Raw genomic sequence first — 13,621 nt, 5'->3', positions numbered from 1 at the left:
GCACTTCGCGGTCGCGCGCGGTCAGCTGACCTCAGCCGCTGGCGGCCAGTTGTGCCCTGGCGTGGTCGATCTGATCGAAGGCGTAGTCCGCCATTTCGGCCCTCGTCATCTGCGTGCCCCGGCTCGCCAGCGACTCGTAGCGTTCGTCTCCGAGTTCACCGCGCAGATGGGCAATCGAGGTGCCGATTTCGGGGAAGGCTGAGAGCGCGAGACTCCCCGCGGCGAACCCGCTGATGGTAGCCGCAGGCTCGTGGTGTCCGAGGTCGTCCAGCAACGCGGCGAGCACACCGAAACCGTTGAAGAGTAGTAGGACGCTGCCGGAGTCGTAGTACTGGCGGATGGTCAGCAAGATGTGGTCGAGCGCCTCGCCCGGCTTCCCGGCTGTGGCCGCGACCCTCGACAACAGCAGCGCGATGATCGACGCCTGCTGCCGGTTGCCGTTTTCGGTGCTGATCGTCAGGCCGCGCAGCAGTGCCTCGTAAGCGCTGACGGGATCGGTTTCCCGGCGGGCCCAGCCGTATCCCAGGAGTACGGCGGCAAGCATGTCGGAGTTGTGGGCATCTTGCACCGCAGTGAGCATGTCCTCCGACAACGCGACCGCTTCTTCCGTGGCGCCCGAGAAAGCCAATGTCACTGCCAGCACTGTCCTGCTGGCGGTATGAGGTCCCGGGCTTCGTGCGAGCGTGAAGCGACACCAGTCGATGGCCCGGTCGGCCTGACCCACGGTGTTGTAGCCGGCCGCGACAGCACATCCGAGTTCGTCGTTCACGGCGTCGAAGCGGCCGCTTTCGATGGCCGCCCGGGCCGCCTCGGCGTAGTGGACGAACTCGTGGACTCGGCCTACCGCAGCACAATAGGTGGCTGCGACGTACAGCTGTGCCAGACGCGGATGTTGCACCGCTTCGGCACGAGGGATGATCTCCTCTACCCATCCGACCGGTTCCCACTGCTCGGTGGCGTAGCCCAGAAAGGCGGCATGCACTGCAACCGCGGTAGCCGATTCGAGATCCTCTTCACTGGCAGCCCACCGGAACGCAGCGCGCAGATTCGCAAGTTCCAGGGCCAACCACTCGTGGGCTTTTCGCTGTCGGGGGGTGTTCCACTGCGCCTTGGCTTCGGTTGCCTTGCTGGCGAAGTGACGTGCGTGCGCGGCGCGTACCGCGTTCGCGTTTCCTGATGACACGAGTCGTTCCTCGGCGAACTGGCGGATGGTCTCCAGCATCGTGAACCGGGTGTGTACCGAAGATCTGTCAGCGACGAGCAGAGATTTCCGTACGAGCGAATCGAGCAAATTCAGGGTCGCCAGTTCGTCGGAATTGTCGGCCAATACGCAAGCGGCAGTCAGATCGAATCCGCCGGCGAATACCGAACATCTTGCAAGCAAAAACCTTTCACCGTCGCTCAGGAGGTCATAAGACCACTGAACCGCATGCCGCAGGGTTTGATGGCGTTCCAGCCCGCGTCGCGACCCAACGAGCAACCGAAATCGGTTATCCAGCCGGTCGCGCAGTTCCGCGGCGGTCATGGACTGCATGCGCGATGCGGCCAGCTCGATCGCCAACGGGATCCCCTCAAGACGACGGCAGATATCAGCCACTGCCTCGGAGTGAGCCAGCGAAGGTGCAGCGGACGTGACGGCTGCTGCACGCTCTACGAAAAGTGTTGCGGCGCTGGATTCGACGTCGAGGGAGGGCACCAGCCACAACCGCTCATCAGTCAGCCCTAGCCCTTCGCGACTCGTCGCGAGCATCTTCACGGTCGTCGACTGAGCCAGGATGGCTTCGATCACGTCGGCAACGGCATCCAAGAGGTGTTCGCAGTTGTCGAACACCAAGAGCCGAGTTCTTCCTTCTGATGCGGCGGCGACGCTTTCGGTGAGGTTGAGCCCCGGTTGCTGGACTACGCCCAGTGCGGCCGCGACTATCTCGGGGACCGCCGCCGGGTCTCCGACGGGCGAAAGCTCGATCACGAATACCCCATCCGGAAAGTCGTCGGCGGAACGATCGGCCAACTCCAGCGCCAACCGGGTCTTGCCTACGCCGCCGACGCCGATGAGCGTCACCACCCGATGTGCCTTCAGTGTGGTCACCAGCTCGGCGAGCTCCCTCTCTCGCCCAACGAAACTCGTTGTCGGGCGGCGGACTTTGCCTGTAGCCGGTTCGGCCGTCCTCAACGCAGGGAAGTCGGTACGAAGGCCCGGTGCCCGAACCTGAAAGATCTCCACCGCCTTGGCGATGTCGCGCAGGCGCCTCGGCCCCAGCGAAATCAGATCGACACCAGTGAGCAATCCGGCCGTCGCACCGTCGAGCAGAATCTGGCCGCCGTGGCCGGCGCCCATCAGCCGCGCAGTGCGGTTCAACACGGCACCGAAGTAGTCGCTGTCCCGACACTCCGCCTCGCCAGTCGCAACGCCCATGCGGACCGGTATTTCAAGCGATCGTTGGGCGACGACGGCGGCGTCGACCGCTTGCCTGGGCGAGGCGAAGGCTGCGCAGATTCCGTCACCCGTGTGCTTGAACAACCAGCCTTCGTGCGACTTCACCGCCCGTCGCAACGTGTCGTCGTGGACGGTCAGCGCGCGCCGCATCCCCGAGGGGTCGGCCTCCCATCGCCGGGTCGACCCTTCGATGTCGGTGAACAGAAACGTGACGATCCCAGAAGGCGCCGCTTCTTGTCCGCCTCTCATTCGGCCACCGCCGCACCTCCATACCCTGCGGGTTCATGCTAAGTCGGCGGTGTCGACAGCGGACAGGTTCGACCACTTGACACCTGTCAACTCGACGCGTCGTAGAGTCGGCCCATGCAGATCCGCGAACACGCCGAGGCCACCCCCGACAAGCCGGCCGTCGTCATGCATCCGTCGGGAACCGTGGTGACGTTCGGTGAGCTCGAGGCGCGCGCCAACCGGTTGGCTCATCACTTCCGGAAGGCCGGACTCGTCGAAGGCGACACCGTGGCCATGCTCATGGAGAACAACGAGCACTTCCACGCCGTGATGTGGGCGGCGCGCCGCAGCGGCCTGTACTACGTGCCGATCAACACGCATCTGACCGCGGCCGAGGCGGCCTACATCGTCGACAACAGCAACGCGAAAGGGATCATCGGCTCGGCCGCACAACGGAAGACGCTCGCGGGGCTCGCCGCTGAGTTGCCACGAGGCCTGCCCCCGGTGCTACTCATTGCCGACGGAGCCGATCCGTCGGCGACAGGCGCCTCCAGCGATCTCGACGGCTGGCAGCGTTACCCGGAATGCGTTGCCGGGCAACCCGATACGCCGATCGCCGATGAGATCGAGGGCGACTTGCTGCAGTACTCGTCGGGCACCACCGGCCGCCCCAAGGGCATCAAGCGCGAGCTTCCGCACCTGTCGCCCGCGGAGGCGCCGGGCCTGATGACGATGCTCGTCGCCGTCTGGATGCAGCCGGATTCGGTGTATCTGAGTCCGGCGCCGCTCTATCACACGGCGCCTTCGGTGTGGTCGATGACCGTGCAGGCCGCCGGCTACACGACGGTGGTGATGGAGAAGTTCGATCCCGAAAGTGCTCTCGACGCGATCCAGCGTTACGGGGTCACGCACGGTCAGTTCGTTCCGGCGATGTTCACCCGGATGCTGAAACTGCCGGATTCGGTGCGTAATTCGTACGACGTGTCCAGCCTCAAGCGGGTCATCCACGCCGCTGCGCCGTGCCCCGTCGAGATCAAGAAGCAGATGATCGAGTGGTGGGGGCCGATCATCGACGAGTACTACGCCTCCTCGGAGGCACACGGTTCCACGCTGATCAGCGCGGAGGACTGGCTGGCGCACCCCGGTTCGGTCGGCAAGCCGATGACCGGCAACCTGCACATTCTCGACGAGGACGGCAACGAGTTACCGCCCGGCGAGCCCGGCGAGATCTACTTCGAGGGCGGAAACACGTTCGAGTACCTCAACGACCCGGAGAAGACCGCCAAATCGCGCGACGAGCGTGGCTGGACCACAGTCGGCGACATCGGCTACGTCGACGAGGACGGCTACCTGTACCTGACCGACCGCAGGCACCACATGATCATCTCCGGCGGCGTCAACATCTATCCGCAGGAGGCCGAGAACATGTTGATCACCCACCCGAAGGTGTTGGACGCCGCGGTGTTCGGGGTCCCCGACGACGAAATGGGTCAACGGGTCAAAGGTGTGGTGCAGACCGTCGACCCGGCCGACGCCACCGAGGAGTTCGCCGACGACTTGCTCGCGTGGCTGCGGGATCGGTTGGCGCACTACAAGTGTCCACGGTCGATCTCCTTCGAAGCGCAGCTGCCGCGCACCGACACCGGCAAGCTGTACAAGCAGGAGCTGATCAAGAAGTACTCGTGACGCACATGCTCGCGGGCGGTGTGACCGTCGCGACCGGAACGCCAACGGACGACGCCGCTTTCACGCTGTCCGAGGACGACATCGACGACCGGCGGGTCGTCACCGTGCCCTCGGTGTCCGACGCGCTCGGCGAGTTACGACAGCGGTGCGCGCGATGGCCGCACGCGGCAGGCATCTGCGACGACGTGCTGCGCGCCGCCGACCCCGCCGCGCCTGCGTTCACCGGTGTCATCACCGAATCGCTGGCGTACTCGACGCTGCAGTCGGGTCCGGAGTTCGCGCGTTGGCTCGCCGAGCGGGGGCCGGCGAAACTGCCCGACATTCCCGACCCCGTCGCCGCCGAACGGGTCGGGGACACGCTGCACGTCCGATTCGATCGGCCCCAGCGGCACAACGCGTTTTCCACCGACGCGCGCGCGGCACTGCTGGAAGCGCTGGAGGTCGCGCGCCTCGACCCATCGATCACCGAGGTGGTCCTGTCCGGCAACGGGCCGTCGTTCTGCAGCGGCGGCGACCTGGCCGAGTTCGGCAGCTTCGCCGACCCGGCCAGCGCGCACTTCGCCAGGACCCGCCACAGCCCGGCGCTGGTGCTCGACGAACTGACGGCACGCCTGGGGGAGCGGTGCCGCGCCGAGGTGCACGGTCAGGTGTTGGGCAGCGGGTTGGAAATGGCAGCCTTCTGTGGACATGTCCGATCGAGCGCCGATGCGGTCTTCGGGCTGCCCGAACTGAGCCTCGGCCTGATTCCCGGCGCCGGCGGGACGGTGAGCGTGACTCGTCGGATCGGCCGCTGGCGGACGGCCTATCTGGTGTTGTCCGGCCGGACGATCGACCCGCCCACGGCGCTGCGGTGGGAACTGATCGACGAAATCGTGTGATTTCGGTGTAGTTAGTTGCGGTCAGCGCAACCAGCGACACCGAAATCGCTTCAACCCGACCGGCGTAACGTCACGCGGTAGGTCTACGGTTCGGGCAGGAAATGGCTGGCCGCGTCGAAGCTAGATGCCGCCTCTGGCCACCAACTGCGCGGCGATGACGTTGCGCTGAATCTCGTTGGTGCCTTCACCGACGATCATCAGCGGTGCATCGCGGAAGTAGCGCTCGACGTCGTATTCCGTCGAGTAGCCGTAGCCGCCGTGGATGCGCACCGCATCCAGCGCGATCTCCATCGCGATCTCGGAGGCGAACAGCTTCGCCATGCCCGCCTCCATGTCGCAGCGCTCCCCGCTGTCATAGCGTTCGGCGGCATACCGGGTCAGTTGGCGCGCGGCGGTCAACTTGGTTGCCATGTCGGCCAGGTAGTTGCCGATCGACTGGTGCTTCCAGATCGGCTGACCGAAGCTCTCGCGCTCCTGGGCGTAACGCAGCGCGTCCTCCAACGCAGCCGTCGCCACCCCGAGCGCCCGTGACGCAACCTGAATACGGCCGGTCTCAAGACCTTTCATCATCTGCGTAAAACCCTTGCCGGGTTCACCGCCGAGGATCGCCGAGGCGGGCACGCGGCAGTCCTCGAAAACCAACTCGCATGACTCGACACCCTTGTACCCCAGCTTCGGCAGGTCACGCGACACCGACAGCCCCGTCATACCCTGCTCGACGAGCACCACCGAGATGCCCTTGTGCCGCGGGGTGGCGGCCGGATCGGTCTTGCACAGCAGCGCGATCAGCCCCGACCGTCGCGCGTTGGAAATCCACGTCTTCGAGCCGTTGATCGTCAGCCCGCCGCCGACGCACGGCAGCGCGGTCGTCGACATGTTCTGCAGGTCCGAACCGCCACCGGGCTCGGTCAGCGCCATTGTGGCTCGCACTTCACCGGTGGCCATCGCCGGCAGGTAGTGCCGCTTCTGGTCCTCCGTGCCGAAAAGCGTGAGCAGTTTGGCGACGACGGTGTGCCCGCCCATCGCGCCCGCCAGGCTCATCCAGCCGCGGGATAGTTCCTGGGTCACCTCGACGTAGCACGGCATCGACACCGGCGAACCGCCGTATTCTTCGGGTATCGCCAGGCCGTAGATGCCGATCTGCTTCATCTGCTCGATCCACGCCTCCGGGTATTCGTTGGCGTGTTCGACGTCGCGCACCCGGGGCTTGACCTCGCGGTCGACGAATGCCCGCACGGTGGCGACCAGAATGGTCTCTTCCTCGTTCACGTCCGGCCATATTGACACTTTGTGCGGCCGAGTACCAGCCTGAGCAGGACCGCCAGGCGCTCGACTGGCGGTTCACCGCGTTGCAGTTATGAGCGCGACCCCACCCCGGGGTGTGCGCGTTCGCGCAGTCGACCGACAATGGGGATGTGACGTCGACGTCGTTGACCGTCCCGACCGCCGTGCTCGAGCGGGCACGGCAGGTCGCCGCCGCCTACGAGACGTTCACCGGCGTCACGGTCGACGCAGCCGAGTTGATCGGCGGGCGGGCCGCACTCCTGGGTCTGTCACCGAATGGGCGGGTCTCGGCGGGCGGTGCGACGCGCCTCATGTCGAGCCGGGATGGTTGGTGTGCGCTCACGCTGTCCCGCCCTGACGACTTCGACGCCGTACCCGCGCTGCTGGGTGCCGACGGGGTGGACGACCCATGGCCGGCCGTAGAGCGCTGGGTCGCCGATCGTGACTGCGCCGACGTGACCGAGCGTGCCCGGCTGCTCGGATTGCCGGTCGCCGCGCTCGCCGAGACACCCGCCGAGCCGGCGCGGGTGTATCCGTTCGGCGCGGCCACCGCGACGCGCGGCCCGGCCGGTCTGTTGGTCGCCGACCTGTCCGCGATGTGGGCGGGCCCACTGTGCGCGCAGCTGCTGTCGCTTGCGGGTGCGACCGTGGTGAAAGTCGAGAGTGCTGCCCGACCCGACGGCGCCCGCAGCGGGCCGCAACCGTTCTTCGACTGGATGAACGCCGGAAAGCTCTCGTACGTCGTCGATTTCGACGAGCCCGCCGGCTTGCGGGCGCTACTCGCCGCCGCCGATGTGGTGATCGAGTCGTCGCGGCCCGCCGCATTGGCCCGCCGAGGCCTTGCGCCGACGGATGTGCTGCCGCGCGACGGGCGGGTGTGGCTTCGGGTCACCGGGCACGGCGCCGACGGCGACCGCGCGAACTGGGTCGCGTTCGGCGACGACGCCGCCGTATCGGGCGGCCTGGTCTGCGGTGGCACCGACGATCCGGTCTTCTGTGGTGACGCGATCGCCGACCCGCTGACCGGCCTGGAGGCGGCGTCGGCGGTGGTGCAGTCGTTGCGCAGCGGCGGCGGCGAGTTGATCGAGATGTCGATGGCCGCCGTGGCCGCCACGTATGCGCAGTTGCCGCTCGAGGACCAATCGCGTTGTGGAACAAGGCCGCACGTGGTTGGGCCGGCGGCGCCGCTCGGCGCGGACAATGACGAAGTCGAACAGCTGATCACCCAGCGACGGTTCGCCCCTTGCTGATTCAGCGGGCGACGCTGCTCGACGGCACGGTCGTCGACATCCGGGTCACGGAACAGATCACGGCCGTCGAGCAGACCTTGGCGCCGCTTCCCGGAGAGCATGTTTACGACGCCGCCTGTCGCACCGTCATCCCGGGCTTGCACGATCATCACGTTCATCTGCGGTCCGCCGCCGCGGCGTTGACATCGGTGCGGGTCGGTCCGGCCGACGTGCGCGACCGAGCTGAGCTGGCCGGTGCGCTGGCCGCCGCGGACGTCGGCGCCGACGGCTGGATCAGAGCGGTGGGTTATCACGAGGCGGCCGCCGGCCGGCTCGACCGCGCGGTGCTCGACGAGCTGTCCCCGCCGGTGCCGGTGCGGGTACAGCATCGCAGCGGTGTGCTATGGACGTTGAACTCGATCGGACTGGCGCGTGTGGGTATGGCTGACCATCCCGACGGGCGGCTGCGCAGCGCCGACCGGTCGTGGTCGGATACGTTGCAACGCAACGAAAGCGGGCTGGCCGAGGTAAGTAGTCGGCTCAGCCGCTTCGGCGTCACGGGGGTCACGGACGCCACGCCGGACCTCGACGTCGGCGACATCGTGAAGCTCATGGAGGCGCACCGGCACGGCGAGCTGCGCCAGCGCGTGCAATGTCTGGCCCCCGGCAAGCGGATCCTGCACGACACCGATCTCGACCTCGACGAGCTGATCGAGTGGATCACCGAACGGCACGCCGACGAAGCGCCCGTCGCGGTGCACTGTGTGACCGCTGCACAACTGGCCCTCACGCTGGCCGCCCTGCAGGTGACCGGAGCGCATCCGAACGACCGCATCGAACACGCCGCAGTGGTGCCCGACGCCACCGTCGCGTCTCTGGCGGAAAGCGGAGTGACCGTTGTGACGCAGCCGAACTTCGTCGCGGAGCGTGGCGACCAGTATCTCGAGGACGTGCCGGCTGCCGAGCATCATGAGCTGTGGCGGGTCGACTCGTTGATCCGTGCCGGGATCCCGGTCGCGCTGTCGACCGACATGCCGTTCGGCGACGACGACCCGTGGGCATCGATGCGTGCCGCGGTTCGACGCGTGACCACCGGCGGGGCAGTGCTGAACGCCGGCGAACGCATTACTGCGCGAACGGCATTGGACATGTTTCTCGGGCACGCCCACCGTCCTAGCGAGCCGCGCGCGGTCGCGGCGGGCCAGCCAGGGGATCTGGTCGTACTCGCCGCGTCACCCGCTGAAGTACTCGGCGAACTGAATGCGGAACTGGTCACCGCGACGGTGGCGGCGGGTGAGGTGGTGTTCGAGCGCGGCTGACTCAGGCCGCCGCTGGAGCCAGCGTTCGCTGCAGCATCGCACACTGGCTGTTGAAGAACTGTTGCGACACCGAGGCTTTCGGCACAATGCCGTCGAACCCGTGGAAGGCGCCCTCGACGACCTCGACGTCACACGGCACTCCGGCGGCCTTGAGACGTTCGGCATAGGCGAGGTCCTCATCGTGAAAGAGGTCCAGGTCTCCGACCCCGACCCAAGCCGGCGGCAGACCGGCCAGGTCCTCTCGCCGGGCGGGCACCGCGACAGCGGGGTCGGCGTCGCCGAGATAGGCCGTCCAGCCGAACTTGTTGCTCGACTGATTCCACAGGCGATGCCCCGGATTGTCCAGTTCGCGGCGGTTCACGGTGCGGTCGTCGAGCATCGGATACACCAGCAGTTGGGCAGCCGGCGCCACCTCGCCCCGATCGCGGGCGAGCAACGCCAACGAGGCGGCCAATCCGCCGCCCGCACTGGCGCCGCCGATTGCGATGCGCTCGGGATCAACCGACGGCAGTGCCGCCAACCAGGTCAACGCCGAATAACAGTCCTCCAGCGGGGTCGGGTATGCGTGTTCGGGGGCCAGTCGGTAGTCGACGGAGGCGACGGTGACGCCGAGACGGCGTACGAAACGTCGGCACAGCTGGTCGTCCTGGCCAGGATGTCCGATGAGGAAACCCCCGCCGTGGATCCACAGCAGCGCGGCGCCCTTCCCGCTCCCGCCGGTCGGCCGGTACAGCCGAACGCCGACACCCGACGGCAAGGTCAGTGCCTCGACGTCGCGGGGTACCCGCTGCCACATCCGCCGGGTGACCAGCCGGACGATCGGCAGCGTCACGGGCGTGATCACCTGCCTGGGGACGAGGCGGGCGGCGCGACGCAGATCGGGATGGAAGCGGCTGGACGGCATTCGACAAGTATTACCAGGGCCGCGCCGAGCTGGGCCGGTGAATGGCCAGGCCGCTCCACTACCGCTGTTTGTACAATCAGATTTGTGTAAATCAGCCCGTCGTCCTGAAACCGAGGAGGCGTCATGCGCGTTGTGGTGGACCGTGATCGATGTGAGGGCAATGCGATGTGCGTGAAGTATGCGCCCGACGTGTTTGAGCTCGACGATGACGATTACGCCGTGGTCACCCTCGATCCGGTGCCTGGCGAGCTGGAGGCGCAGGCCGAGAAGGCCGTCGCCGAGTGTCCGCGCGCGGCGCTGTCGCGAGAGGACTGACTTTCCGATCGGCGCTCTGAGGACTACCGTCTTATTACAAGACCAAGTTGTATAAACACCACAAGCTGGGAGCGACGATGACGCTACGCCGTGATGACGTGCTGGCGGCACTGCGAGACGCGGGCACGCCCCTGAGCGTCGTCGAAGTGGCGCAGCGGTTGTCGATCCATCCCAACACCGCGCGATTTCATCTTGAAGCGCTGGTCAACCGCGGACGCGTGGAATCGATCAAACCCAGTCGTACCAAACCGGGTCGCCCGCCTCGGATGTTCCGTGCCGCAACGGGTATGGACCCCGACGGTCCTCGCGACTACCGAATGCTGGCCGCGGTCCTGGCCGACGCGTTCGCGCGCCAGCGAGACCCGCAGGGCCGGGCGGTCGCCGCCGGGCGCAGCTGGGCGAAGAACACAGCCGTCTCACACGATGCCGACGATGCCCCGGGGCCGGATCAGGCTCTGGAGCGGCTCACCGGGCTACTCGCCGATCTCGGGTTCGCCCCCGAAAGACATTCCGGTGCTGCCGATCTCGGTGAAATCGGACTGCGGAACTGCCCGTTCCTGGAGCTGGCGGACAGCCGCCGAGACGTGATATGTCCGGTGCATCTCGGTCTCATGCAAGGCGCGCTGGAGGCCTGGGACGCGCCGCTCACCGTGGACGGGCTGATTCCGTTCGCGGAACCCGGGCTGTGTGTCGCTGATCTGGCGCCGAGGAGGCGAGCATCATGACCGTCGCACACGCGATCGCAACGGCGGCTACTTTCGTCTGGCTGGGCATGGTGGTCGCGATCTCGTTCATCGAAGCGCCGCTGAAGTTCCGGGCGCCCGGGGTTTCGATCCAGATCGGACTGGGCATCGGCCGGTTGGTGTTTCGCGCGCTCAACACCATCGAAGTCGCGCTGGCCGTCGTCCTGCTGATCGCCATCGTTCTCGACGGGTTCTCGGCGACCGCCGTCGTCGCGATCGTCGTCGCCATCGTCGTGTTGGCCGCGCAACTGGTGGTGGTTCGGCCGGCACTGAACCGGCGTTCCGACGCCGTACTGTCCACGCCGCCGGCAGAGAATCCGTCGGGCCGGGGCCGGTCACGCGCCCACTACGGGTATGTCGGGCTGGAGACCGTGAAAGTCATCGCACTGATCGTCGGCGGAGTTGCCCTGCTGGCCTGACTATTTCAGTAGCGGGTCACGCGGCAGGCCCAGAATTCGCTCCGCGATGGTGTTACGGGTGATCTCCGAAGTGCCGCCCGCAATGGTCATCGCCCGGTTGCCGAGATAGGACTGCGTCAATGTCGGGGTCTGCCCGACGACCGCCGCCGAACCGGCCAACTCCATGGCCAGCTCCGTCATCCGCTGTCCCGACTCGGCCACCAGCAGCTTGGTGACGTTGCCCTCCGGCCCCGGCTCCGAACCTGCAATAGCCCGGGTCACCCGGCGCAGGTTCAGCAGCCGCAGCGTGTGCGTCTCGGCGATGACCTCACCGGCTCGCCGGACGAAATACGCCGCGGTCTCGACCGGCGCGTTGTCGAGCAGCTTGACCAGGTCCTCTGCGGTGAAGCCGGTCGACCCGCCCGAACCGCCGCCGATCGAGATGCGTTCGTTGCCCAACGTCGCGCGGGCCACCAGCCAGCCTTTGTTCACATCGCCGACCACGTCGGCATCCGGAACGAACACGTCATCGAAGAACACCTCGTTGAAGTGCGCGTGACCGGTCAGACCGCGAAGCGGATTCACCGTGACGCCAGGGGCTTTCATGTCGATCGCCATCATGGTCACACCCGCATGCTTGGGCGCATCGGGATCGGTGCGGACCGTCGCCAGCCCCCACTGGCAAAGGTGCGCCAGGCTGGTCCACACCTTCTGACCGGTCACCCGCCAGCCGCCGTCGACCTTCTTCGCCGATGTCCGCACGGCGGCCGCGTCCGACCCGGCACCCGGCTCGGAGAACAGCTGGCACCACATCACCTGTCCTCGCAGCACCGGTTCCACCCACCGCTCCCGCTGATCGTCGGTGCCTGCCTGAGCGATGGTCAACGTCACCCAGCCAGTGATCCCCATGTCGGGCCGGTCGACGCCGGCGAACTCTTCCTCTATGGCCAGCTGTTCGAGCACATCGGCCGCGCGGCCCCACGGCTTCGGCCAGTGCGGCACCAGATAGCCCGAGTCGACGAGGAAGTCACGCTGCTGGTCAGCGGGCAGGGAGCGCAGCTTGGCGACGGCCTCACGTGCCTGCTGGCGGAACTGCTCCGCCTTGGGCGGCAACGTGAACGTGGCGCCGTGCGCCTCACCGCTGCGCTGGGCCGCCACGATGTCGAGAAGCGGGTCGCCCGCCTCGGCCAGCAACGCCGCGAGGGTGCGGGCGCGGCGCAGGTAGAGGTGGGCATCGTGCTCCCAGGTGAAGCCGATTCCGCCGTGTAGCTGAATGTTGTTCTGCGCGTTGAAGAGCTGCGTGCGTATCGCATGCGATGCGGCGACGGCGGCGGCGAACCACGCGCTGTCGAGATCGTCGGCGCGGGCGGCGTCCCACGTCGCGGCGGCGGTCTCCTCCGCGTTGACGAGCATGTTGGCGGCATGGTGCTTGACTGCCTGAAAGGTGCCGATCGTGCGGCCGAACTGCTCCCGCACCTTGGCGTACTCGACGGCCATCTCCAAGGTCGCCCAGCTGACCCCAACCGCCTCGGCGGATGCCAGAATTCGAAACACCGTGCGCGCCTTGCGCGCCGCGCCCCGCAGCACGTGATCTTCTGCGACCGGTACTGCGCGCAACGCCACCGATCCGACGCTGCGCGAGGTGTCCATCGCCTCCAGAGCGGTCACCGTCACACCGTCGGCGCCCGCATCGATCACCACGACGTCGTCACCGGCGACCACGACCAGCACGTTCGCGTCCGGCGCACCCAACACCGCGGGACATTCACCGGCGACGGTCAGATCGGATCCGATGGTCACGCTGCCCGCCACCGCGAGCGCACCGACGACGCTGCCATCTGCGAGGCCCGGAAGATGTTGCGCCCGAACCGGGTCCGACGCACACCGGTCGATCACCACGGCAGCGGCCACGCTGGGCAGGAACGGGCCAGGGCAGAGTTCGTGACCCTGGGCCTCCAACACGACCGCCAGTTCCGCGAGGCCGACTCCGGACCCGCCGTGTTCCTCGGCGATGGCCAGCCCCGGCCATCCCAGGTCGGCCGCCGCCGACCAGATCTCCGGCGGATGCGCGGACCCGTCGTCGAGGGTGGCGCGGGCGGCCGCCCGGCTCTTGACCCGGTTGAGCTGGCCAAATACGGAATCGGCCAGGTCGACGTGCTCTTCGGTGATGGCTAGCGCTGACTTGCTCACGGTGGAAGTC

11 protein-coding genes are annotated in these 13,621 nt (G+C 67.1%); 7 read left to right on the top strand and 4 right to left on the bottom strand.

Features of this window, described 5'->3' with window-relative positions; genetic code table 11:
* Nucleotides 1-31: 31 nt before the first annotated feature.
* On the bottom strand, nucleotides 32-2,686 hold the full coding sequence (locus AU188_RS12400) for an ATP-binding protein (RefSeq protein WP_059164015.1): 2,655 nt from the start codon (nucleotides 2,684-2,686) through the stop codon (nucleotides 32-34).
* Between the two features lie 114 nt (nucleotides 2,687-2,800).
* Here AU188_RS12400 and fadD4 point away from each other — a divergent pair, with 114 nt between their 5' ends.
* Both fadD4 and AU188_RS12390 read left to right on the top strand, forming a co-directional pair.
* Entirely contained in the window at nucleotides 2,801-4,351 is a 1,551-nt protein-coding gene (gene fadD4 / locus AU188_RS12395; protein ID WP_059164014.1) for a fatty-acid--CoA ligase FadD4, read from the top strand.
* Between the two features lie 5 nt (nucleotides 4,352-4,356).
* Nucleotides 4,357-5,229, top strand: coding sequence for an enoyl-CoA hydratase/isomerase family protein (locus AU188_RS12390; RefSeq protein WP_059164041.1), 873 nt, complete (start codon nucleotides 4,357-4,359; stop codon nucleotides 5,227-5,229).
* 120 nt (nucleotides 5,230-5,349) lie between these two features.
* On the opposite strand, the gene AU188_RS12385 is transcribed toward AU188_RS12390, so the two are convergent.
* The gene (locus tag AU188_RS12385) at nucleotides 5,350-6,498 is read right to left on the bottom strand and encodes an acyl-CoA dehydrogenase family protein (protein WP_059164013.1); all 1,149 of its coding nucleotides are present in this window, start codon (nucleotides 6,496-6,498) and stop codon (nucleotides 5,350-5,352) included.
* 146 nt (nucleotides 6,499-6,644) lie between these two features.
* On the opposite strand from AU188_RS12385, the gene AU188_RS12380 reads away from it, so the two are divergent.
* Nucleotides 6,645-7,763 carry a CoA transferase gene (locus AU188_RS12380; RefSeq protein ID WP_059164040.1) on the top strand — a complete coding sequence of 373 codons (1,119 nt, stop codon included), beginning with the start codon at nucleotides 6,645-6,647 and terminating at the stop codon, nucleotides 7,761-7,763.
* Nucleotides 7,757-9,061, top strand: coding sequence for an amidohydrolase family protein (locus AU188_RS12375; RefSeq protein ID WP_059164012.1), 1,305 nt, complete (start codon nucleotides 7,757-7,759; stop codon nucleotides 9,059-9,061). Before AU188_RS12380 ends, AU188_RS12375 begins: the two co-directional genes overlap by 7 nt.
* A gap of 1 nt (nucleotide 9,062) precedes the next feature.
* On the opposite strand, the gene AU188_RS12370 is transcribed toward AU188_RS12375, so the two are convergent.
* Nucleotides 9,063-9,965, bottom strand: a complete 903-nt coding sequence (locus AU188_RS12370) for an alpha/beta hydrolase (RefSeq protein WP_059164011.1) — start codon at nucleotides 9,963-9,965, stop codon at nucleotides 9,063-9,065.
* 123 nt (nucleotides 9,966-10,088) lie between these two features.
* Here AU188_RS12370 and AU188_RS12365 point away from each other — a divergent pair, with 123 nt between their 5' ends.
* From AU188_RS12365 to AU188_RS12355, 3 genes are all read left to right on the top strand, one after another.
* The gene (locus tag AU188_RS12365) at nucleotides 10,089-10,280 is read left to right on the top strand and encodes a ferredoxin (RefSeq protein WP_059164010.1); all 192 of its coding nucleotides are present in this window, start codon (nucleotides 10,089-10,091) and stop codon (nucleotides 10,278-10,280) included.
* 77 nt (nucleotides 10,281-10,357) lie between these two features.
* Complete coding sequence (locus AU188_RS12360; protein ID WP_059164009.1) at nucleotides 10,358-11,005, top strand: helix-turn-helix transcriptional regulator; 648 nt, start codon at nucleotides 10,358-10,360, stop codon at nucleotides 11,003-11,005.
* The gene (locus tag AU188_RS12355; protein WP_059164008.1) at nucleotides 11,002-11,442 is read left to right on the top strand and encodes a hypothetical protein; all 441 of its coding nucleotides are present in this window, start codon (nucleotides 11,002-11,004) and stop codon (nucleotides 11,440-11,442) included. Before AU188_RS12360 ends, AU188_RS12355 begins: the two co-directional genes overlap by 4 nt.
* Here the strand turns inward: AU188_RS12355 and AU188_RS12350 are convergent, their stop codons facing one another.
* Complete coding sequence (locus tag AU188_RS12350) at nucleotides 11,443-13,611, bottom strand: acyl-CoA dehydrogenase family protein (RefSeq protein WP_059164039.1); 2,169 nt, start codon at nucleotides 13,609-13,611, stop codon at nucleotides 11,443-11,445.
* Between the last annotated feature and the right edge of the window lie 10 nt (nucleotides 13,612-13,621).

Source organism: Mycobacterium sp. IS-3022, assembly GCF_001500065.1.
In the GTDB taxonomy this organism is placed as follows: domain Bacteria; phylum Actinomycetota; class Actinomycetes; order Mycobacteriales; family Mycobacteriaceae; genus Mycobacterium.
This window is presented reverse-complemented; position numbering and strand designations above follow the sequence as displayed.